The sequence below is a fragment of the Streptomyces sp. NPDC087270 genome (assembly GCF_044744625.1).
Taxonomy (GTDB): Bacteria; Actinomycetota; Actinomycetes; order Streptomycetales; family Streptomycetaceae; genus Actinacidiphila.
The window spans coordinates 729,136-751,656 of sequence record NZ_JBIUYR010000001.1; the positions used below are offsets into that span (position 1 = coordinate 729,136).

At 70.4% G+C, this 22,521-nt stretch carries 18 protein-coding genes and 1 pseudogene; 13 read left to right on the forward strand and 6 right to left on the reverse strand.

Translation table 11 applies throughout. The features are described from left to right. Positions 1-101: 101 nt before the first annotated feature. Complete coding sequence (locus ACIPAE_RS03220; RefSeq protein WP_402442546.1) at positions 102-1,169, reverse strand: LacI family DNA-binding transcriptional regulator; 1,068 nt, start codon at positions 1,167-1,169, stop codon at positions 102-104. Between the two features lie 207 nt (positions 1,170-1,376). Here ACIPAE_RS03220 and ACIPAE_RS03225 point away from each other — a divergent pair, with 207 nt between their 5' ends. Together ACIPAE_RS03225 and ACIPAE_RS03230 are read left to right on the forward strand one after the other, a co-directional pair. Continuing rightward, the gene (locus tag ACIPAE_RS03225; RefSeq protein ID WP_402442548.1) at positions 1,377-3,767 is read left to right on the forward strand and encodes a polysaccharide lyase 8 family protein; all 2,391 of its coding nucleotides are present in this window, start codon (positions 1,377-1,379) and stop codon (positions 3,765-3,767) included. Between the two features lie 55 nt (positions 3,768-3,822). After that, positions 3,823-5,478, forward strand: a complete 1,656-nt coding sequence (locus ACIPAE_RS03230) for a glycoside hydrolase family 88 protein (protein WP_402442550.1) — start codon at positions 3,823-3,825, stop codon at positions 5,476-5,478. Positions 5,479-5,619: 141 nt separating this feature from the next. Here ACIPAE_RS03230 and ACIPAE_RS03235 read toward each other — a convergent pair whose 3' ends face one another. Further along, positions 5,620-5,880 carry a hypothetical protein gene (locus ACIPAE_RS03235; protein WP_402442552.1) on the reverse strand — a complete coding sequence of 87 codons (261 nt, stop codon included), beginning with the start codon at positions 5,878-5,880 and terminating at the stop codon, positions 5,620-5,622. A 214-nt stretch (positions 5,881-6,094) separates the two neighbouring features. Between ACIPAE_RS03235 and ACIPAE_RS03240 the strand changes: the two genes are divergently transcribed. The 3 genes and pseudogenes from ACIPAE_RS03240 (at position 6,095) to ACIPAE_RS03250 (ending at position 7,289) form a co-directional block, all read left to right on the forward strand. Further along, on the forward strand, positions 6,095-6,637 hold the full coding sequence (locus ACIPAE_RS03240) for a recombinase family protein (protein ID WP_402442661.1): 543 nt from the start codon (positions 6,095-6,097) through the stop codon (positions 6,635-6,637). Between the two features lie 238 nt (positions 6,638-6,875). Then, positions 6,876-6,938 (forward strand): annotated as a pseudogene (locus ACIPAE_RS03245) (hypothetical protein); the annotation flags it as partial. 24 nt (positions 6,939-6,962) lie between these two features. Continuing rightward, the gene (locus tag ACIPAE_RS03250; protein WP_402442667.1) at positions 6,963-7,289 is read left to right on the forward strand and encodes a hypothetical protein; all 327 of its coding nucleotides are present in this window, start codon (positions 6,963-6,965) and stop codon (positions 7,287-7,289) included. Positions 7,290-7,425: 136 nt separating this feature from the next. Here the strand turns inward: ACIPAE_RS03250 and ACIPAE_RS03255 are convergent, their stop codons facing one another. The 4 genes from ACIPAE_RS03255 to ACIPAE_RS03270 all read right to left on the reverse strand — a co-directional run bounded on the left by ACIPAE_RS03255 (position 7,426) and on the right by ACIPAE_RS03270 (position 12,184). After that, positions 7,426-9,405, reverse strand: coding sequence for a HEAT repeat domain-containing protein (locus ACIPAE_RS03255; RefSeq protein WP_402442554.1), 1,980 nt, complete (start codon positions 9,403-9,405; stop codon positions 7,426-7,428). Positions 9,406-9,616: 211 nt separating this feature from the next. Beyond that, positions 9,617-10,645: an NADAR family protein gene (locus ACIPAE_RS03260; protein WP_402442555.1), complete on the reverse strand. Its 1,029-nt coding sequence runs from the start codon at positions 10,643-10,645 to the stop codon at positions 9,617-9,619. 191 nt (positions 10,646-10,836) lie between these two features. Beyond that, on the reverse strand, positions 10,837-10,977 hold the full coding sequence (locus ACIPAE_RS03265) for a hypothetical protein (protein ID WP_402442556.1): 141 nt from the start codon (positions 10,975-10,977) through the stop codon (positions 10,837-10,839). Positions 10,978-11,029: 52 nt separating this feature from the next. Beyond that, positions 11,030-12,184, reverse strand: a complete 1,155-nt coding sequence (locus tag ACIPAE_RS03270) for a pyridoxal phosphate-dependent aminotransferase (RefSeq protein ID WP_402442663.1) — start codon at positions 12,182-12,184, stop codon at positions 11,030-11,032. 522 nt (positions 12,185-12,706) lie between these two features. On the opposite strand from ACIPAE_RS03270, the gene ACIPAE_RS03275 reads away from it, so the two are divergent. The 8 genes from ACIPAE_RS03275 (at position 12,707) to fbaA (ending at position 22,518) form a co-directional block, all read left to right on the forward strand. Beyond that, the gene (locus ACIPAE_RS03275; protein ID WP_328467329.1) at positions 12,707-13,228 is read left to right on the forward strand and encodes a DUF2617 family protein; all 522 of its coding nucleotides are present in this window, start codon (positions 12,707-12,709) and stop codon (positions 13,226-13,228) included. Positions 13,229-13,635: 407 nt separating this feature from the next. Next, positions 13,636-15,405, forward strand: coding sequence for a spermidine synthase (locus ACIPAE_RS03280; RefSeq protein WP_402442558.1), 1,770 nt, complete (start codon positions 13,636-13,638; stop codon positions 15,403-15,405). 186 nt (positions 15,406-15,591) lie between these two features. Next, positions 15,592-15,879, forward strand: coding sequence for a hypothetical protein (locus ACIPAE_RS03285; protein WP_329366390.1), 288 nt, complete (start codon positions 15,592-15,594; stop codon positions 15,877-15,879). A 131-nt stretch (positions 15,880-16,010) separates the two neighbouring features. Next, complete coding sequence (locus ACIPAE_RS03290; RefSeq protein WP_402442561.1) at positions 16,011-18,080, forward strand: hypothetical protein; 2,070 nt, start codon at positions 16,011-16,013, stop codon at positions 18,078-18,080. Positions 18,081-18,805: 725 nt separating this feature from the next. Further along, positions 18,806-19,696: a CoxG family protein gene (locus ACIPAE_RS03295; protein ID WP_402442563.1), complete on the forward strand. Its 891-nt coding sequence runs from the start codon at positions 18,806-18,808 to the stop codon at positions 19,694-19,696. A gap of 75 nt (positions 19,697-19,771) precedes the next feature. Beyond that, positions 19,772-20,569 carry an aldose 1-epimerase gene (locus tag ACIPAE_RS03300; RefSeq protein WP_402442565.1) on the forward strand — a complete coding sequence of 266 codons (798 nt, stop codon included), beginning with the start codon at positions 19,772-19,774 and terminating at the stop codon, positions 20,567-20,569. Between the two features lie 132 nt (positions 20,570-20,701). Next, positions 20,702-21,241, forward strand: a complete 540-nt coding sequence (pyrE, locus tag ACIPAE_RS03305; protein ID WP_329366380.1) for an orotate phosphoribosyltransferase — start codon at positions 20,702-20,704, stop codon at positions 21,239-21,241. Between the two features lie 254 nt (positions 21,242-21,495). Next, positions 21,496-22,518, forward strand: a complete 1,023-nt coding sequence (fbaA, locus tag ACIPAE_RS03310; protein WP_329366379.1) for a class II fructose-bisphosphate aldolase — start codon at positions 21,496-21,498, stop codon at positions 22,516-22,518. The last annotated feature ends 3 nt before the right edge of the window (positions 22,519-22,521 follow it).

Consider the following 22,521-nt stretch of genomic DNA (forward strand, 5'->3'; position numbering starts at 1 on the left):
GTGCGGCGGGGTGCGGCGCGGGGCGCTGCCGGTTCGCCGCGGGGCGCGGCCGGTTCACCGCGGAAGCGTTCGGCCCGTTTCGGGCTCGCGTACCGCCCGGTTCAGCGCCGCCGGGCGGGCGGCGCGGCGGTGACGGTGGCCCCTTCGACCAGCTCGCACGGGAGCAGGACCTGCGTCTTGCGGCCCGGCTTCATCTCGCCGCGCAGCATCCCGACCAGGATGCGCACCGCACGCGCGCCCATCTCGCGGCGGGGGATGCGGAACGTGGTCCAGTCGACCTCGGGCGCCGTCCGCAGCGGCCATGCCGACGTCTGCGTGGGGTCGGTGTCGCCGAGTACGCCGATCGACAGGTCCTCGGGTACCCGCAGCCCGCAACCCGTGGCCAGCGCACGTAGCGCGGCCGCCATCTCCGTCGCCTCCACCAGGGCGGCGGTGACCTCGTCGGCGCGCAGCCGGTCGAACACCGCGGTCGGATCGTCGTCGGTGAGGGCGAGCGGTGCCTTGCGGTGCCGTCGGCAGGCGCGCAGGTATCCGGAGCGGCGGTCGGCCGTCGACTCGCTCTCCTCGCGGTAGCCGACGAGCGCCACCCGGCGGTGGCCGAGCGACCACAGCCGCTCGTACAGCTCCGCGGTCGCCGCCGCGTAGTCGCCGCCGACGTAGCTGACCGGCCCGGCGGACGACTCGCGCCGGCCGATGAACACGAACGGGAACCGCTCGTCGACCAGGCGGTCGAGCTCGTCGCGGTCGGTGTGCCGGCCGAGCAGGATGCAGCCGTCCGCTATGCCGAGCCGGTTCGACCCCTCCTCGTAGACCTTGCGCCGGCCCTGCCGGCGCCCCGGACTGGTGAAGAGCAGCAGGTCGAAGCCCTGCGCCTCGGACTCCTCCTCGATGCCGCCGAGGAAGGGGCCGTAGAAGTCGGCCGTGCCGGAGGGGAAGACCGCCTCGTAGGTGAACACCCCGATGATCTGGTTCGACTTGCCGCGCAGGCGCCGGCCCATGATGTCCACGGTGTAGCCGGTCTGGCGCAGTGCGTCCTCGACGCGCTTGCGGGTCTCGGGCGCGACGCGCACCCCGTCGGAGTCGTTGAGCACCAGGGAGACCATCGCCTGCGAGACGCCCGCGAGGCGGGCCACCTCGGCCTGGGTCACCCGTTTCCGGCGCTGCGTCACGTGTCGCATCGTAACGCCACCCTTTCCCTCCGGAGGATCGGCTCCGGGCCGGCGCGATCCGGCCGCTCTCTGCCGGAGCCCATGCTAATACGTATTATCGCTTGACTTCCACCGGCACGCGGCGCCACCATCCCTCACGCCCCCCGGCACCGCCCTTTCCGGTCCGCTCCCGGCCGCCGCCCTTCCCCCTACCGTGAGGGTCCTTTCATGTCCGCTGAGCACAGTTCCCGTGGCATCACCCGCCGCTCCACGCTGCTGGCCGGCGCCGCGCTGGCCCCCGCGTGGTTCCTCGGCTCGTCCCTCGGCGCTCCGGGCCGCGCCGCAGCGGCGACGGCCGCGGACTTCGCGAAGGTCAGGAGCCAGTGGCAGGACACCCTGATCGGCAGCTACGACACCTCCGACCCGGTGATCTCCGGCTACGTGCAGGACGCGGCCGACGCGGCGAGCGGCCTGTGGTCGACGCTGGACACCTCCAGCTCCCGCAGCTACCTGTGGGCGGACCTGGACAGCAGTACCGTCTCGGCCGTCCAGCGCGACGTGATCGGACGGCTGCGCCAACTCGCCCTGGTCTACGCGTCCCCCGGCTCCTCGCTGTCCGGCAACTCCGAGCTGCTGGCCGACATCCGGTCGGCCGTCGACTGGTTCCTCGCCCACAAGTACGGCGTCACCGCGCAGTACGACAACTGGTGGGACTTCCAGATCGGCATCCCGCTGGCGCTGGGCGACACCTGTGTCGCGCTGTACGGCGAGCTCTCGGCGAGCCAGATCGGCACCGCCATGGCCGCGATCGCCCGCTACCTGCCGGACCCGAGCCAGGTGGGCGGAGGCGCGGCCACCGGCGCCAACCTCGACTGGACCTGCGCCGTCACGACCGTGCGCGGCGCGCTGAGCGAGGACGCGAGCGTGATCGACAGCGCCATGACGGCGATCGCGAACCTCTTCCCCTACAGCTCCGGCGGCGACGGCTTCTATCCCGACGGCGGCTTCATCCAGCACAAGCTGTACGCCTACAACGGTTCCTACGGCGTGTCCCTGCTGCAGTACCTGACCTATCTGCTGGTCGCCCTGCAAGGCACCCCGTGGGCGGCGACGACCGACCAGGTGCAGCGCGTCTTCACCTGGACGCAGGCCAACTACGTGCCCTGGATCTACCGCGGGGCGTTCATGGACATGGTGCGAGGCCGGGCGCTGTCCCGCTTCTACGAGACCGACCACCGTATCGGGCGGCTGACCAGCGCCACCCTGCTCCAGCTCGCCCACCTCTTCCCGGCGAGCCAGGCGCTGACCCTCCGCTCGCAGGTCAAGGGCTGGATCACCGCGGACACCTACCAGGACTTCTTCGGCTACGACCCGGTGCCGCTCGAACAGGTACGCACCTCGTCGATCGCGCTCGGCCGGGCCGTCGTCGCCGACCAGGCCATCCCGACCGGAACGGAGTCCACCACCTCCGTCGTCGCGACCTCGATGGCGCGGGTCGTGCACCGGCGGCCCGCGTTCGCCTTCGCCATCGCCATGGACAGCACCCGGATCAAGCCGTACGAGAGCGCGAACGCGGAGAACCTCGAAGGCTGGTACACCGGTGAGGGCGCCGCCTACCTCTATCTGGCCACCCAACCCGGCCACTGGACGAACGCCTACTGGCCGACCGCGAACAAGTACCGGGTGCCCGGCGTCACCCTTGACGCCAAGACCCTCGCGCTCGGCGCCAACCGCGGCTCCACCAACACCTGGGCCGGCGGCGCCCTGCTGGACGGGAACGTGGCCGCGGGCATGGGGCTGTCGTTCGCCGTGCAGACGCTCACCGGCCGCAAGTCGTGGTTCTGCCTCGACGACATCGTGGTCTGCCTGGGTGCCGGGATCACCAGCACCGACGGCCACACCGTCGAGTCGGTGATCGAGAACCGCAACACCGGCCCCGACGGGCGGGCGAACATCCACGTCGACGGCGCCGTGGTGCTCGCCACCCCGAGCAGCACGCCGACCGTCGTCCAGCCGCGGTGGATCTTCGTGGACAACCTCGGCGGCTACGTGTTCCCGGTCGGCGGCCACGTCACGCTGCTGCGCGAGGACCGTACCGGCAAGTGGACCGACATGGACCACCGCGGCGTCTACGACGACACGACCGCGTACACCCGACGGTTCGTCACCATGTGGGTCGACCACGGGGTCAGCCCGACCGACGGCAGCTACCGCTACATCCAGCTGCCCGCCGCGACCTCGGCCCAGACCGAGGCGTTCGCCGCGTCGAACGACGTCACCGTCGCGAACACGACCCAGGTGCAGGCGGTCAGGCGCGCCGGCGCCGGGATCGCGATGGCCAACGTCTGGCAGGCCGGCGCGCCCAAGGCCGGGGGCATCCAGGTCGACCGGACCGCCTCGGTCATCACGCAGCGGAAGGACGGCACGCTCAGCGTGGCCGTCTGCGACCCGACCCAGCAGCTCACCGGCACGGTGACCGTCACCGTCGACGGCGCGGTGTCGGCCGTGGTCTCCGCCGACCCCGGCATCACAGTCCTGGCGACCACGCCGAACGTGCGCCTGGCGGTGGCCGTCGGGGGAGCGGCGGGCAAGAGCTTCGTCGCCCGGTTCACCGAATGACGGAACGGTTGCCATGACCGCAAACGCGCCCGGTTCACCGAAGAGAGGAGAGTCCATGCGCACCAGAGCAGTGGCGGCGGTGCTCGGGTTACTCGCCGCGAGTTGCGCGGTGGCGATCGGCCCGGCACACGCGGCGTCGTCTGTCAACGCGGCGTCGTCCGTATACGAGGGGTCGTCCGCTCACGAGACGTCATCCGTTCACGCGGCGTCGTCTGTCAACGCGGCGTCGTCTGTCAACGCGGCGTCGTCCGTCTACGAGGCGGAGAACGCGACCATCTTCCACGGCACCGTGGACACCGACCATCTGGGCTTCACCGGAACGGGATTCGTCAACACCGCCAACGAGGTCGGCGCCTACGTCGAGTTCACCGTCGACTCGCCCACGGCGGGCGACGCCACCTTGGCCCTGCGCTACGCGAACGGAACGACGGCCGGACGCCAGGCGGACGTCAGCGTCGACGGCACGGTGGTGTCCACACCGGCTTTCGCGCCGACCACGGACTGGAACACCTGGGCCGTCTCCAGGCTCCCCGTGACCCTGCGCGCGGGAACCAACCTGATCCGGGTCACCGGCACGACCACCGGCGGCCTGCCCGACCTCGACTCGCTCACCGTCGCCGACCTGCTGGGCACCCAGTGGTCGGACGCGCTCGTCGACTCGACCATGCACCGGTACATCCCGGCGACCGTCGGCGGCTGGAGCTACCCGGTCGCCCTCTACATGATGGGCCAGTACCAACTCGCCCAGCACACCACCGATCCCGCGCGCCGGGCCGCCCTGATCGCGTACATCAAGGCGTGGGCCGACCGCTTCGTCGACGCCTCCGGGCACATCGCCAACAGCTTCACCAGCCTGGACAGCATGATGCCCGGCCAGGTGATGATCGCCCTCTACCGGGAGACCGGCCAGACCAAGTACGGACTGGCCGCCAAGCAGATCCACGACCGGCTGCTGCCCGGCGCCGGATACCCGACCACGCCCGACGGCGGATTCTGGCACGCCACCAGCGCCGACCGGGCCGACCAACTCTGGTCCGACGGCACCTTCATGGCCGACCCGTTCATGGCGCAGTACGGCAGGTACATCGGCGACAGCACCCAGTCGTTCGACATCGCGACCAAGCAACTGGTGGTCTACGCGAGCCATCTCCAGCAGCCGAACGGCCTGTTGAAGCACGCCTACGACGCCTCCAAGTCGGCGTCCTGGGCGGACCCGGCCACCGGACTCGCGCCCGAGTACTGGTGCCGCGCCGTCGGCTGGTACGGCATCGCCGCCACGGAGATCCTCGACCTGATCCCCGCCGACCACCCGCGCCGGGCCCAGCTGATCTCCATCGTCCGCGATCTGGTCCGCGGCATGGCCGCCTACCAGGACCCGGCCAGCGGCCGGTGGTTCCAGGTCGTCGACAAGGGCGCCGACCCGGGCAACTGGACCGAGACGTCCTGTTCGGCGATGTTCACCCAGACCATCGACACCGCGATCAAACGCGGATACGTCCCCGCCGACACCTACCAGCCCGTCGTGGACGCCGGGGAACGCGGCGAGCTGGCCCGCATCTCCCTCCACGACGACGGCCTCACCTACCTCACGTCCACCTCCGTCGGAACGAACGTCGGGGACTACGCCTACTACGTCGACCGCCCCCAGGCCACCAACGACTTCCACGGCCTCGGCGCCTTCCTCTACTTCTACGAGGAGACCCACCCCTGACCCGAAACCGCCCCCCGACCGGGGCAAAGCCGTCCCCCAGCCCCCGCCGGGTTCATGCACTCACGGGGCCACGAGGGAAGGTCGCCGGCCGGGAGACGGCAGCACGTCTCCCGGCCCGGCGGGCGCACCGGAAGTGGCCCGTCAGACCGTGGCGTGGTCAGCAGGCTCCGCGGCTCCAGGGAACCCCAGCCTGTCCAGGAGTGCCATGAACGACTCCTCCACGAAGACCTCGTGGGAGCGCAGAACCGCTTCGATCGAGGCGGGGTCGGCCTTGCCGGGGAATCCCGCGTTGGCCGCCCAGGCGAGAGCAGCCCGCGCGTCGGCCGGCACCGTCGCTTCCAGTTCCGCCAACTTGCGCCGCGCGGCCGCCGCGTAGGCGGGTGTGGTCACCCATACGCTCATATCGCCCCTGCTCGGGCTCCTCCTCCCAGAGATTTCCCGCCTTGCCGGCCGCCAGCAACTCCAGGTGCAGATAGGCGTCCCCCTGCCGGCCATCGGCCCCCAGCCCGTTGATCAGCGCAGTGTCACTGTCGTGGACGCAGGCGCAACAGGCCGCGGCTAGGCGGACGACGACGATCAGACCGGCGTCGACCGCCAAGAACGGATCTGCCGTGAGATCGCCGAGCGCCGCGGTCTCGTCACAGACCCCGCTCACGTGTACGTGGACAACAGCCGCTCGGCGTGGAGCCGCATGCGGAAGCGCCCGGGCTGGGAGCGCCTGCTGGACGATGCCCGAGAGCGCGGCTTCCGGCACATCATCGCCTACCACCCCGACCGCCTCATGCGGCAGCCCCGGGACCTGGAGGAGCTGCTCCAGGTCTCCGACGACCACGCGATCACTCTCCACGGAGAGGCGAACCGGCGGGACCTCTCCGACCCCGACGACCGGTTCATCCTCCGGATCGAGGTCGCGCACGCCTGCCGGTCGTCGGACGACATCTCACGACGGTTGAAGTCCGTGCAGGACCGGGTGAGGGACGGCAAGCCGCAAGGTGGCATGCGGCGGTTCGGCTACAGCAAGGACGGCATGACCATCGTCGAGGAGGAGGCGGAGATCGTCCGGGAGGTCTTCGATCGCTATCTGAAGGGCGAGGGTGCGGCCCCACTCGCGAAGGACCTCCACCGGCGAGGCATCCGCACGGCTGGCGGCAAGGCGTGAAGTGCCGGGACCGTGCGCGGCCTGCTCGACTCCCGGCACGTCGCCGGCATCCGGATGCACCAGGGCGAGGAGGTCGGCCCCGGCACCTGGCCCGCGATCATCGACGCGGGCAGTCTGGGCTGAGGTCAGGGCTCGGCGCGAGTTCCGGTCGGCAGCCCACAAGGAGGCACTGAGCAAGCCCCGGCAGCGGTACCACCTCCTACGCGGCCTGGTGATGTGCGGGCGCTGCGGCACCCTGATGTCGGGCACCGCGAAGACCGCAGGCCCCGCCTACCAGTGCAATCGCCGAAGACGGAACGACGAAAAGAAGTGCTCCCGGGCGATCGTGGCTCCGACACTGGAGGACTTCGTCAGCGACGCCGCCGTCAAGCTGCTCAGCGAGCTCCGGGTGGACGGCCGGCTCGCCAGCAGCAACCTCTCCGAGGGCATGGCTGAGGAGGTGGAGGACGACCAGCGCCAGCTCGCCGAGCTGAACGACATGTGGACGGCGAAGGAGCTGTCCACGGCGGAGTACCGGAAGATGCGCAAGGAGATCACCGATCGCATCGCCGAGGCGCAACGCCGCGTCGTCATCCGGCCGATGGTGCTGCTCGACGGCCTTTACGGGCGCTGGCGCCCGCGCTGCTTGGGACGCCGACGACATGACGAATGAGCGCGTAATGCGGTGTTGCGGTTCTTGTTCTCCGGTGTCGTCATCGACGAACCAACGAAGCTCGGCCGGTACATGGACCGGGGCCGGATCCGCATCGACCAGAACCCGCTGTAGTGAGGTGTTGGGCCCAGCCGGCTCATGTCCTCGATGTGGCGTGGGGCGGAGGTTGGATCCACTGGAGCATCTGCTCCATGACGGGGGTGGGCAACGCCGGGTGCCGGGCTGCCGTCTGTGCGGTGTCGGGGTCTCCCAGCAGCCGGATCAGCACCTGTGCGGGCAGGGCGGGGTGCCGGGCGGCCGCGTGGCGCACGCGTTCGTTCGGGTCGTCAAGCAGCCGCACGGCCGACGCAGGTGTCAGCCGGGGGTCAGTCGCGGCCCGGTGTCGAACTTCTTCATCGCTGTCCCGGCTGAACCGCTCGATCATCTCGGCTGTCGACTCCGGGTCATCCAGGGCCAGTTGACGCATTCGCGGGTTCGGGTCGTCGGTGTAGCGGAGCAGGTCGCGACGGGGGAAGTTCGGATGGCCATGGGGGCGGTCGGGGATGCTGAGGCTGCCGGTCCACCACTGCCACACCCTCAGCAGCATGTCCGCTGGTGCGTCGTCGCAGGATTCCGCGAGAAAGAGCTGGACGACACGGTCTTCGTCGCGGGCGAGGCGTTCGACGACGTCCGGTGGAAGGCGCCGGGCTCGGGCAACGCTTCTGCGTACGAGGGGGTGGGTGGAGGCGGCCAATCGGCGCATGGCGCCGGGATCGTGGTGCAGCGCCATGACCCAGTCGAGCGCGTGGTGGTGGCCGCGCGGGTCGAAGTCGATGGGGATGTCCGCCCGCTGTCCCTCGGTGATGTCGGAGCGTATGGCCACCACGGAGCGGACGTTCTCGTCGGAATCATGGGCGAGGAGGATCACCAGGTCCGGGTCCAGGTGCGGGTTGCCCGCGAGGGAGCAACGCTGGGCAGGGCTGCCCTGATGGGCCAGGTGTTCGGCGAGGACGCGCTCCAGCCGGCACGTGCTGATCGCGCGCTCTGTGAGTTCCGCGGTGTCAAAGACCGACCGGGGCATCGGGTGCTCCTGGTGGTACTGGATCAGTGCTTCGATGCGGACGTTGCCGTAGGGATCACTCAGGAGAGAGCGTCGGGTCGGAGGGTTCAGATGAGGCCAGGCTCTCCGGCAGGCCGAGGCCCGTACGGACGGGTCGACGTCGGCGGCCAGGGCGGCGAGTATCCGTACGGGCAGACCGGAAAGGCGAGCGGTCTCTTCGCGGACCCGTGCCGACGGGTCCGTTGCGAGTTGCTCGTACGCGGCGTCGGTGAGCTCGGCGCGCCGGTCCGCCGCGAGCATGGTGAGGATCCATCGGTGCCGGGATTCCTGTTCGCCCAGGATCAGGCGGGTCCACTGTTCGGCGGTGATGTTCGGCTGGGCCTCGGCCAGCAACTGCCGCAGCTTCCAGTCCGGGTGGACCATGGCCGCCTCAACGACCGCCGTCGGCAGGTGGTGCCACAGGAGGAAGTGCGACAGGCCCAGGAGGCGGGCGCGGAGGTCATCGGGTGTGGCCGAGTTGAGGGCCAGCCCGTGCGCCCACATCTCGCGCACTCGCGTCGAAGGCCCCGGTCCCTGAAGCAATGCCGCCCAAGCAGCTTCCCGCTCCCGAGGGGTTTCCCGAGCCGCCACCTGCGCGGCCGCCTCCTGCCGTTCGGCGATGTGATCCAGCAGGGTGAACCAGACCTCGTCCTCCTCGGTGGTCACCCCGACCAGCGTGCCGCCGTCCGTCGCGAGGGTGACGAACTTCGGCTGCCCGGGCCGCTCGCCGAGGACTCCGGCGAGGTCCCACCGGCCAGTGAGCCGCACCGCCGTCCAGCGCCTGGCCGCCCTGCCCGTCCAGGCGCCGGCGACATCGATGAGGAATACGCCGTCCTCACCAATGATGCCGTTGTCGGCCGCGAGCCGGTGCCACTGCGCGTTGAGTTCGGCGATCAGGTCGGGCAGGTCCTCCCGCACAGCCACGGTCGGCTTGGCGTCGCCCGAGACAACCGATCGCCAAGCGGCTCGGGGCGGCAGTACCTCCTCGGTCCGCCAGTCCTCCACGACTTCCAGCCCCGCACGCTGCAACAGCTCCATGAGCGTGTCTTTCCCACCCGTCACGGGAACCCATTTTGCCCGATTGCGGCTTTCCATCTTCTCGTGACCTTTGGAGTGTGCTGCGCGGTTGGTTGCCGGCTTCAGGGCGGCTGGCTATGTCGCCGCCCGGAGAAGGCCGCTAAGGAGGAGGCCGATCATGGAGCACCCGCTGCCATTGGAACTTGAGTGGGTTCAGAACCGGTAGAGACTGTCACTCGGCGAGCGACCGTTGCGCGATGAGTTCGGAACGGGTCAGCTCCAGCAGTCGGCCCATCCAGTTCCGTCCGCGACTGTCAGGGGCGTCTCTCCAGAAGGGGGAGTCCGACAACCCGGTGTAGCGGATGGCGGCGTCGCCGGTGGAGACGAGGATCTCGGCGAGTTCGATGTGCTGGGCGAACTTCGCCCGCAGCAGGCCAGCCATCACGGCGAGTCGAACGCTGGGCCAGTCTGCTCTCCGGCTTGCGCGTCCCCCCAGGTCATGCGCCTCCCGGGCGGTGGGAGCAGCTGCTATCTGCCGACGATCGGTGGCATTCGCCGCGGACAGGGACCAGTATCCGTGAAGTACGGAGGGGTAGGACTCACCCGCGAACCGTACGGACGCTGGAAAATCGTTGCGCAGCACGAACAGTCCCAGTTCTTCGGGCCAGCCTCGCGGATAGACGGTCTCGTGCAAGGTGACGGCCGGACCGGTGCCCTCGTGGGGGTCGTCCGCGTGTTGCACAGCGCGTTGCTCCTGCGCCCGGGCAACTCCCTCGTCCCCGCGGTTGAAATAGTCCAGGGCTGACTGGTGCATGTCCTCTGTCACCACTGGACCGTCACCGTCGACAGGCTCGCCCGGCTCGGTGAGCAGGACCCGCAGGGGACGATCCTGGCGGTCCATGTCGCCGAGAACGTAGATGCGCAGGTGCGGCGGCACTGCCAGATATGCGTCCCGCAACAGGGCGCGACGCTCTTCGGTCGGAGACTGCTGGTAGCGCCGGATAGCCTCCCAGCAGCGTTCGCCCGCGGTTGATCGGCCGCTCAGCTCTTCGATCCGGTCGGCGACCTCCGCGAGGAATCCCACGGGAGTCAGCGGTTCGCCGTGCCGTGAAAGCCACTTCGACGGTTCGGCGGCCGGCGGGGTGATCCCAGGCTTGGTCGGGGAGAGCATCTCCGATGCCAGCAACTTCTTGAGGCCGGCCAGGTCGGTCCGGTCCCCGCACATGATCGCGCCGTCGGCATAGACGATCAGATCGTTCACGAACCACTCTGCCTCTGGGCGATGACGGCGCCACACGTGACACCAGGCCCCGTCGATCCGTTCCCCGTCCACCATCCGATACGTCGGTCGCTGCCATGCCATGGGCCGCACGCTACCGTCTGCTCATGGGCCTCTGACGAGCACAAGCGTCAACCCATGGCGAGGACCCGGGCCACCTCTCGTTCACGCACTCATCGGCTCACCGGGGCGGCAAGGGCTACGTTCACTGCATCGGCGAGGCCGGATTCGAGGTCGAGGTCGCGATACCGGGCGCGTACCGACTGCGCCGCCGACAGATGCGCCTCGGTGACCTCCGCGACGACGATGATCACGTGTCGTCCTTCTCCCACGACGTTGGACAGGTACGCGCGCCTGGCGGCGGCCTCAGCCGTGGAACGCCCCGCGAAGGCGTTCGGCCGCCTCGGTCAGGACCTTCTCCTTCTTGCAGAAGGTGAAGCGGACCTGGGTGCGGCCGGCGTCGGGGTGGTCGTAGAAGACGGAGTTGGGGACGGCGACGACGCCGGCGCGTTCGGGGAGGGTGCGGCAGAAGGTGAAGGCGTCCTTCTCGCCGAGGCCGGCGATGTCGGTGGTGATGAAGTAGGTGCCCTGGGGCTGGAAGACCTCGAAGCCGGCGTCCTGGAGGCCCGCGGCCAGCAGGTCGCGCTTGGCCTGGAGGGTGTCGCGGAAGGCGGTGAAGTAGTCGTCCGGGAGGCGGAGGGCTTCGGCGATGGCGTACTGGAAGGGGCCTGAGGCGACGTAGGTGAGGAACTGCTTGGCGGTGCGGACCGCCGCGACCAGGGGCGCGGAGGCGGTAACCCAACCAACCTTCCAACCCGTGAACGAGAAGGTCTTGCCGGCCGAGGAGATGGAGACGGTGCGGTCGCGCATGCCGGGCAGGGAGATCAGCGGGATGTGCTCGCCGTCGAAGACGAGGTGCTCGTAGACCTCGTCGGTGACCACGACGAGGTCGCGCTCGACGGCCAGTTCGGCGATGGCGGTCAGCTCGTCGCGGGTGAGCACCATGCCCGTGGGGTTGTGCGGGCTGTTCAGGAGCAGCAGGCGGGTACGCGGAGTGACGGCACCGCGTAGGGCGTCCAGGTCCGGGCGGAAGTCGGGGGCGCGCAAGGTCAGCGGGACGCGGGTCGCGCCGGCCATCGCGATGCAGGCCGCGTAGGAGTCGTAGAACGGTTCGAACGCGATCACCTCGTCGCCCGGTTCGAGCAGCGCGAGCATCGCCGCCGCGATGGCCTCGGTCGCCCCGGCGGTGACAAGGACCTCGCTGTCCGGGTCGAAGTCCAGGCCGTAGAAGCGCCGTTGGTGGTCGCTGATGGCGGCGCGCAGCGGGGGCACCCCCATGCCCGGCGGGTACTGGTTGCCGTGGCCGTCCCGCAGCGCCTGAACGGCCGCTTCCCGGATCGCTTCCGGCCCGTCGGTGTCGGGGAAGCCCTGCCCGAGGTTGATCGCGCCGGTGGCCACGGCCAGGGCGGACATCTCCGCGAAGATCGTCGTCCCGAGCCCGTCCAGCCTGCGGTTCAGCAGGGGGCGGCCGGGGCGGTGGAGGCCGTGGCGGCGGTCAGTGCCGCCCGCGGCGCCGGCACCGCCCGGGGCACCGGCGCCGGCATCGCCCGCGGCACCGGCATCGGCATCACCCGGGGTGCCCGCCCTGCCCGTCGCATCGGCCGTGCCCGCCATTGCGTTCCACCCGCTCTCCGCCGCGTGCCCGCCATTCGATCAGCCGATGGTACCGGGTTGTCATATCGGAACACCTGAACTCGTAAGCGCTCCAAGGGATGGAAAGTACGCACAGATGGGTAAAAACGCTGAGAAGGCGATGCGATCCGTGATTCCGTTGGTTCCGGATCTCTTCGGGGCCTCCCGATCATCCAGATCACCCCGAACCCGCTGGACCAAGCCTGGTCCACCGCGATCCGTATCCGTATCACCCCTGATCCACCCGGCCCACGCCGGCGCAAGCCACCGCACCTTCGCCTCGCGGCGGGGGCGGGACGGCCCGATTCGCGCCGCGTGTGCGATCCCCAGCGTGACCCGCGGAGCCTTCCCATGCTCACCACCCTTGATACCGCATACACGGACACCCGGGCCGGCGACCTCGCCTGGTGCCTGGACAAGGATGCGCTGCCCGCGCTCGCCACCCTCGGCGTGCGGATCGGCGACGCCGCCCGGCTCCACGCCGACGTCGAGTTACGCCTGCTCGGTGCCTCCCACCAGGTGCTCGTCGACGCCGGCCGGGGCAGCTGCTCCGAGACGGTCGCCTGCCTGCCCGGCAGCCAGGCGCCACTGCCCTTCGGCGTCTCCCGCCGCGTCGGCCCGTGGGACTACGAGTTCGCCGCCCGCATCGAGCACCTCTCGCTGGGCTCCTTCACCGCCCGCGCCCAGGAGTTGCTCGCCCTGGTCGCCGACCACCCGCACGGCCTCGCCGGCACCTTCCCGGGCGACCCGAACGCGTTCACCGCGATGCTGGTGCAGTGCGGGGAGGGGAACGTGCGGTGGCGGACATGGCACGCGTACCCGCAGGAGGGGCGGTTGGTGGCGACACGGACGAAGGTGCGGGTGGCGGGGTGAGCAAAGTCCTTACGGGGGACGCTGTTTGTACGGTGCGACGCCAACCGGCTTTCCCGGGCTGCCTCGTGGCGCCGGGCGGGCACGCGGCGCCTGGCCGCCCCGCGTTGTCGGACGGCCTCGCGTTGTCGGGCGGGCGCGTGGTGCAGTGCCGCCCCGCGTTGTCGGACGGGCGCGCGGCGCCTGGCCGCCTTGCGCCGCCCCGTTCCCGTAGCAGGCCGCGTCCCCGTACGAAGCCGCATCCCCGTACGGCAGATGCCCGCGGGGCGCATACCGTCCGGTGCCGGCGCCCCGTCGTACCCCTGCGTGCTTCCGGGCGCCGTCGCCCGCCGCCACCCGCCTGCCCGGCCGCGCCGATTGAACCCTTGTGGGTGACCGGCGGCGGAGCAAGCCTGACATAACGTGCACTCATGCTTGACCAGCGCGGCCGTCCGCGAGCCCCCCACCAGCTCTCCTTAGCGCTGCCCGTCCCCGCGCGGGCGGCCCGCGCGCTGGTGCTCACCGCCGTCTTCGTCTGCGCCGCCTGCGGCCTGGTCTACGAACTCGAACTCGTCGCCCTCGCCTCGTACTTGGTCGGCGACTCGGTCACCCAGGCGTCGCTCGTACTGTCGGTGATGGTCTTCGCGATGGGCTGCGGCTCGCTGCTGGCAAAACGGTTACGCAACCGCCCCGCCGCCGCGTTCGTCGCCGTCGAGTCCGCGCTCGCACTCGTCGGCGGGCTGTCGGTGATGACGCTGTACGCCGTCTTCGCCTGGTACGGGCAGGCCCGCTTCGCCATGATCGGCTGCGCCTTCGCGATCGGCGTGCTGATCGGCGCGGAGGTGCCGCTGCTGATGACGCTCGTGCAGCGCATCCGCCGCCAGGACGCGGGCGGCGCCGTCGCCGACCTGTTCGCCGCGGACTACGTGGGCGCGCTCGTCGGCGGCCTCGCCTTCTCCTTCCTTCTGCTGCCGTATCTGGGGCAGTTGACCGGCGCGCTCGCCACCGGCGCGGTCAACGCGGTCGCGGGCGGCGCCACCGTGCTGTGGCTCTTCCGCGGCGACCTGTCCGGCCGCGCCCGCGGCTGGCTGCTCACCGCGAACGTCGGTGTGCTCGCTCTGCTGGCCTGTGCCGCCGTCGGCGCGGGACCGTTCGAACGCGCCGCCCGCCACGCGGTCTACGGCAGCCGGGTGCGGGTCGCCGAGCAGACCGGCGCGGAGGAGATCGTGCTGACCGGGGGGACCGGCGCGAGCGGCGTCTCCTCGCTGCGTCTCTACGTCGACGGCGACCTCGCGGTGTGCGGCGCCGACGAGGCGGTCTACCACCAGGCGCTGGTGGAGCCGGCGATGACCGGACCGCACGCCCGGGTGCTGATCCTCGGCGGCGGCGACGGGCTCGCGCTGCGGGAGGTGCTGCGCCACCAGGGCGTCGAGGCGGTGACGGTCGTCCCGGACGACGACGAACTCGCCCGGCTGGGCCGTACCGATCCGGGGCTCACCGCGCTCAACAGGCACGCGTTCGACGACCCGCGCGTGCGGGAGGTGGGGGGCGACGCGTTCGACTGGCTGCGGAGGGCGACGAGCCAGAGCGCCGAACGGGTAAGCGGCGCAGGGGCGTTCGGGAGCGCGGGTGCCGATACGGGCGGTGCCGATACGGGCGGGGGTGGTGTGGCCGGGGGAGTCGGTGCCGATGCGGGCGGGGGTGGCGCTCGCGGGGACGCGGGTGCCGATACGGGCGGGGGCGGCGGGGCGCCCGACACGGGAAGCCCCGGTCGGCAGCGGTACGACGTGATCATCGCGGACCTGCCCGCACCCGGCGCCTCCGACAGCGCCAAGCTCTACTCGCAGGAGTTCTACGGACTCACCGCGCACGCGCTCGCCGGCGGAGGGCGGCTCGCCGTCCACGCCGGTTCCTCTGCCCACACCCTGTGGACAACCGATGCCACCCTCCACACCGTCTCCCTGCGCACCACTCCGTACGTGATGACCGGCACCCGCGCCTGCGGCTCCTCCGCCGGCTGGAACTTCCTACTGGCCGCGCCCACTTCGGCCCCGCCGCACCTCGCTCTCCCGAACCGTCCGCCACCCGGCCAGTCCCTCACCGCCGCCGGCCTGCGCGCCGCCGCGCGCCAAGCCCGCCGCACCCGCCCGGCCCGCCCCCTGCCCCCGTCCACCCTTCTGCGCCCGCGCATCACCGAGTAGCGAGCACGCGCGCACGGGGAGTGACGTACGGTGTCCGAGTTGTGCCAGAATTCCCCTGTGTCGTGGGGGAGTTGATGACCCCACGCGACGAGCGTGCGATCGCGCGGACCACCGCGGACCAGCGCGGCGCGAGCACCGGACGAGTACGGGAGACGGCGAGTGGCGGCGTACGACGACCACGGGCCCATGGTCGACAATCCGTGGCGGCAGCACCTGGTGACGTTGAGGAGCGACCTCCTCAAGGAGATGCACGAACTCCGGTCCCTGTTCCAGGGTCCCTGCGCCGACATCGGCCTGGGGGAGACCTGGGTCGGCCCGGCCGCCGACACCTGGCACACCGAGGCCCAGGGCCGCCGGACCGACATACTCGCGCAACTCGGCCGGCTGGTCCCGCTGGTGGAGGCGGCGATCGGCACGTGCGCGGAGAAGGTCACGGTGGGCGAGGCGAAGAGCCTCCAGGTGGACCTGTTGTAGCCGGTCACGGGTGGCCGTAGCCCGTAGCCCGTAACTCGTATCCGCCGACAGCGGATCGCACCCCTTGAACCGTACGTACGCGGGCCCGCCGCGAGAGCGCGCCCGCGTACGGCTGCACCCTGGGACGACACGTGGGACACCCCGAGCACCAGCCGACCTTCTCCGGCATCGACCCGGACAAGCTGCCCGGCACCATCAACTCCCTTGAGCGCGACAAGAACCGGCTGCAGGACAGCGCCACCCGCTTCCGTACCCGCTTCACCCGCTACGGCCTCGACACCCGGCCGCTGGACCGGCTGATCGCCATCTCCCGCTGGGCCGACGGCGAACTCCCCCTGCTCCGCCGCCGGCAGCGCCTCGCGGTGGCCATCGGCGAACGCGGCTCCCAGCGCACGCTGACCTATCTCCCCGACAGTGCGGTCACTCCGGGCGCCGCCGCCCGCGCCACCGCCCAGGGGCGCGCCCTCGCCCAGCGCTTCGACCGGCAGATGGCCGACCACGACGGCGCCGTGCCCGAAGCCCTCTTCACCGCACTCGCCGCGGGCGGTGACGACGGCGACTTCCTCTACGGCTTCTACTCCTCCCTCGGCCCCCGCCGCCTCTCCCAACTCTCCAACTCCATGTCCGGCAACCCCTACGACCGTCGCTACCCCGACCACCCCGACCAACTCGCCCACGACCGCGACGTCCTGGCCCGCACTTTGGGCGGCTTCACCCGCGTCGCCGCCGACACCCGCCCCCGGCCCGGCCAACGCGCCTTCTGGTCCACCTGGTTCGACCGCTTCGACGACCCCGGCCAGGGGTTCCGCCCCGACCTCCTCCTCCCGCTCGTCGACAGCGGCACCTACGACCCCGACTTCCTCGTGGCCCTCGCCGACCGTGCCTTCACCACCGACCCGAACCGCAGCGTCACCCCGCGCATGCCCGGTTCCCCCGGCGCCGACGACCCCTGGCACGCCGACCACTACGTCCAGCTCTTCAACGCCCTCACCAAGAACCCACTCGCCGCAGGCCAGTTCATCGCCCTCCGGCCCGACATCGCCGTCAACGCCCTCTACCCGGGCGGCGGCAGCACCACCCCCGACCGCATCGCCGCCTTCACCGCCACCCTCAAAGCCGCGACGATCACCCTCCGCGCCTCCCACCCCACCCTCTCCGACCGCAACACCGCGTGGCTCCTCACCACCAACCTCGCCCACACCCAGGACCCCGCCCTCCAGACCACCCACCCCTACCCCGCGGTCTCCCTCCTCTTCTCCGAGATCCTGGCCCAGCACTGGGACGACCTCCAATACGCGATCACCTCCCCGGCCCAGGACGCCTTCTGGCCCGCCCCCACCTGGAACCCCACCGCCTTCACGAATTCCCAGGACCCCACCCGCGACGGCCTCGAACTCCACCCCACCGTATGGAAAGCCTTCATGGAAGAGGCCATCCGCGACCCCCACGCAGCAGCAAGCATGAGCGCACTCTTCGAGACCTACAGCAACAAACTTGCCGCGCTTACGTCCACTGCTATCCGTAGTACCGATGAGTCGATCGACTTCATCAGCTTCAAGATGGGCCTGAGCGAGAACTTCTACAGCAGCGCGTTCGGTGAGACCGAGAAGAACTTGGGAGATGAGGCGCAAGCGTGGGCTGACGACATGTCCAAGATCCGAAAGGACCTTGTTCTCACAGTGGTGGGGCTTGCGGCTGGCGGTGAGGAGGGTGCCGTGGAGTTCGCCAAGGAGCAGGGCAAAGGCTATGCGACCAGTCTGCTGGAGGGCTGGGTCGGTCGGCAGGTACAGGTTCCGCCGGAGCGGGCTCCGACAGACCTCATCGAGGGGATCAAGGGCCTCAAGAACACCCGTCTGGAGTCGACTTGGAGGTCCGCGTTTGCCACAAGTGTGGGTGCGCTGGTTGGCGCGAATTTCACGAATATTCCTAAGGTTAAATTCGTCGTCCCAGGAGAAGTCGACAAGTACCACTCCTTTTCGGGAAAACCATATTCTGCTGGCGCGCCTGATGATGGGCCGCGCTACATCACCGGACCGGCGGACGACTTCGTCGCGGCGATCAGAAGAAACCACGGGCAAGTGGACACAAGCAAGATGACGCCACAACAGCAGGGTGCGTACTCAAGTTGGCTGGAGGACCCCGCCGTGGTCGCCAAACTCGGCGATGACCGGGTCTACTTGCACATCATGGGGCAAGGCTGAACCGAGTCACTCTGCGACCGAGATAACCTGCCAGGCGAGGACTGCTGAGGCGGGCATGTACGTCTGGAAGGCGAAGGAGATGAGATCGCCTCCGGTGAAGGCGTATCGCAGCACATGGCGATTGCAGGTCACTGTTGGGTTGCCGCTGTGCGGGACTGCGGTGACCCGGGAGAAGCCCAGGCTCCCCACCCCAGCGCACGCCGCCTCCACGACGTAGGACCCACCGTCTTCGAGATCGACCGCCGTCCGCGGAAGGGCGGTCGGACCCTTCACCGGGCCGACCCAGTGCAGCTTCACCTGTGAGGACCGGGTGAGACTTGCCTCGGCTTCGTGCCGCAGGTCGTCTTCACTGCGGGCCGGGTTCCTGCTGTGGACGGGTGACGTGGTCGGTGTCGGTTGGACCGGGTGTCCTTGGGGCGAGCTGCATCCCGTGAGAGATAGGCCCGTCAGGACGAAAGTGACGGCGAAGGCGGGGGCGAGAGGCACAGCTCTTCCGGCTGCTGACCCCAGCCACATATTTCCCATACTGCTCTTTATATAGTTAATCGGGCAGAACCGAAGATAGTGCACCCCCGTTCGTGGGGGTGGGCCGGCGCGGTTGACGGGGACCGTGGGGGAGGGGAAAGCAGCCGGGCGGAGTAGCGGCGGGTGGGGAGGGGCGGGCGGGCGGGGGAAAACCGCACAGGGAGCCGTCATCACGGCCGCACGTGGGTAGGCTCCGCCGCATGGAGCACGAGTCTTTCGTCCCGACCCCGTCCGCCCGGGTGGCGGAAACGTTCCGTACCCCGGGCGCCGTGGCGTCCGCGCTGCCGGGATGGCAGCCGGACCCGGACGCGACGGAGGGCGAGCGCGTGGCGCGGGGGAGGCTGCGACTGCGCATCGCCGGCTCGACCATCACGTACCGCGGATTCGTCACCGTCAAGGGTGACGCCCCGCCGTTCACGCTGGAGGCCCGCGGCACGGAGGTGCGCGGCGACGGCGTGGTCGAGGTCAGCGCGCGGATCACGCTGACGGACACGGAACTGCCCCAACCGGGCACGACTGTGGAGTACCGAGGCGAGGCGACCGCGAACGGCCGGCTCGCGTCCTATGACCCGGCGGTGGCCGACGCCGCGGTCCGGCGTCTGCTTGACCGCTTCTCCGCGGGCATCGCCGAGCTGGCCGCGGCGGCCGACCCCACCGAGCCCGCCGACTCCGGGAGCCCCGCGCCCGCCGCCGCGGACCGTACCGCCGAAGACCCCACCGCCACCGACCCCGCATCGGCCGACCCTGACCCCGATGAGCCGGCCTCCGAGGAGCCCGACGTCGTGGACGACCTCGGTGACCCGAGCCCCGAACTGGAGGAGTTCGAACTCGTCGAGGTCGAGGTGGACGTCCCGGAGAGCGCCGCCGCGTTGGACGACCTGGTGCCGCCCGCCGAGGCCGCGCACGCCCGGCGGACGATGATCGGGCGCAGCGCGGAGGAGGTCGACCACGCGCCGCCGCGCGGCCGGTACGCGCCGGTGCCCGCGCCGGACGCCACCTCGGCGGCGACGCTGCGGTGGGCGGCGCCGGCGGCCGCGGCACTGCTGGCGTCGGCGGTCGTGGTGGGCAGGGTGCTGCGCCGCCGCAGGTGATACGGGGTCGCCCCGACGGCGAACCCGGGCGAGCGCGCGTGAGCCGACGGCATCACGGCCGCTACGCTCGCTTCCGTGGAGACTGAAACGAAACTGACGGCGGGCGACGCCGAACTGACCTTGCAGCCCGAGCACGGTTGCCGGATCGCCTCGCTGAAGGTCGGCGGGACCGAACTCCTGCGCCAGGGCGAGAAATTCGGCGCCTTCCTGATGGTGCCGTGGTGCGGCCGCACCGAGAACGGCGTGTTCCGCAACGGCGGGGTGACCCACCAGCTCCCGATCGACGCGCCGCCGCACGCGATCCACGGCACCGGACGGCACTCCGCCTGGCACGAGGCGTCCCCGGCTACGCAGACCACCGCGGCCTACTACTACGACCTCGCCGACCCGTGGCCGTATCCCGGCCGCGTCACGCACACCATCGAACTCGCCCCGCACTCCGTGAAGCTGTCGCTGAGCGTGGAGGCACGCGGCGACTCCTTCCCGGCGCAGGCCGGCTGGCACCCGTGGTGGCTGCGCAACCTCGGTCAGGGCGGCCAGGACGTCGAGTTGGCGTTCAGCGCCGCATGGCAGGAGGAGCGCGGCGACAATCACCTGCCCAACGGCAACCGCATCGACCCCAAGCCCGGCCCGTGGGACGACTGCTTCGGGATGCCGGACGGTGTGGACGTCACCCTGAACTGGCCCGGGGAGATGACGGTGCGGGTCAGCAGCCCGAGCGAGTGGGTCGTCGTCTACACCGAGCAGCCCGAAGCGGTGTGCGTGGAGCCGCAGTCAGGGCCGCCCAACGGCCTGAACGCGCGACCCCGCCTGGTCACCCCGATCGACCCGCTGGAGATCAGCACGGTGTGGAACTGGCAGAAGGTCGGCTGACGGGACCGGGGTAATGGCCGGTCGGAGCGTCGGCCCGGCGACTGGACCGGCGGTTCGCCCGGCTCCCGGGACCCGCTTCCGCCCTTCTGCTCGGAACATACCCATGCCTGTCGCTCGGCTAATCTCATCCGTATGAGCGACGTACGCACCGCCCTCCTGCGGCAGATCAAGGACAAGGCCGTCGTGCACGGCAAGGTGACCCTCTCCTCGGGCCTCGAAGCCGACTTCTACATCGACCTGCGCCGGATCACCCTGGACGGACAGGCCGCCCCGCTCGCCGGCCAGGTGATGCTCGACCTGACCGCGGACCTGGAGTTCGACGCGGTGGGCGGACTCACCCTGGGCGCCGACCCGGTGGCCACGTCGATGCTGCACGCGGCCGCCGCCCGCGGGCAGCGGCTGGACGCGTTCGTGGTGCGCAAGGCCACCAAGACCCACGGGCTCCAGCGCCGGATCGAGGGCACCGACGTCAAGGGCCGCCGGGTGCTGGTGGTGGAGGACACCTCCACCACCGGTGGTTCACCGCTCACCGCCGTCGAGGCGGTCCGCGAGGCCGGCGGCGAGGTCGTGGCCGTCGCGGTGATCGTCGACCGGGGCGCCGCCGCGAAGGTCGCCGAGGCGGGCCTGCCCTACCTGGCGGCGTACTCGCTCGCGGACCTCGAGCTGTCCTGACCGCCCGAGACCTGAGCGTGCGAGACGCGAGCGCCCGCTGAGACCGGAGCACCCGTTCTGACCTGGGATTTCATGGCTCCTGGGATGTTTCACGTGAAACATCCCAGGAGCCTTCGCGTGTGCGTGGCCCGCCCACCGCGGGCCCCGGGTACGGCGAGGTGGTGTATTCGTTCGAGTCTGGGAAGATAAGGGCGACGATGACGTCGCCACGCATGCCAGCAGTACCACCCGCACAGTCATGAGGAGCGGAAACGATGCCCATCGCAACCCCCGAGGTCTACGGCGAGATGCTCGACCGGGCGAAGGCCGGCAACTTCGCCTACCCGGCCATCAACGTCACGTCGTCGCAGACCCTGCACGCGGCCCTGCGCGGCCTCGCCGAGGCGGAGAGCGACGGCATCATCCAGATCTCCACGGGCGGCGCGGAGTTCCTCGGTGGCCAGTACAGCAAGGACATGGTGACCGGCGCGGTCGCGCTCGCCGAGTTCGCGCACATCGTCGCGGAGAAGTACCCGGTCACGGTCGCGCTGCACACCGACCACTGTCCCAAGGACAAGCTCGACGGGTACGTCCGCCCGCTGCTGAAGATCTCCCAGGAGCGGGTGGCCGCCGGCCGCAACCCGCTCTTCCAGTCGCACATGTGGGACGGCTCCGCCGAGACCCTGGACGACAACCTCGCCATCGCCAAGGAGCTGCTGGCCGAGGCGGTCAAGGCGAAGATCATCCTGGAGATGGAGATCACCCCGACCGGCGGTGAAGAGGACGGCATCTCCCACGAGATCAACGACTCCCTCTACACCACCGTCGACGACGCCTTCCGCACCGTGGAAGCCGTCGGCCTCGGCGAGAACGGCCGCTACCTGCTGGCCGCTTCCTTCGGCAACGTGCACGGCGTCTACAAGCCGGGCAACGTGGTGCTGCGCCCGGGCATCCTCCGGGAACTCCAGGACGCCGTGGCGCAGAAGTACGGCAAGGCCAACGCGTTCGACTTCGTCTTCCACGGCGGCTCCGGCTCGACGACCGACGAGATCAACGAGGCGCTGGAGAACGGCGTGGTCAAGATGAACATCGACACCGACCTCCAGTACGCGTTCACCCGTCCCGTCGCCGGCCACATGTTCAGCAACTACGACGGTGTGCTGAAGGTCGACGGCGAGGTCGGCAACAAGAAGGCGTACGACCCGCGGGTGTGGGGCAAGGCCGCCGAGGCCGGGATGGCCGCGCGCGTCGTCGTCGCCGCCCAGGACCTGCGTTCGGCGGGAAACCGCCGCAAGTAACGG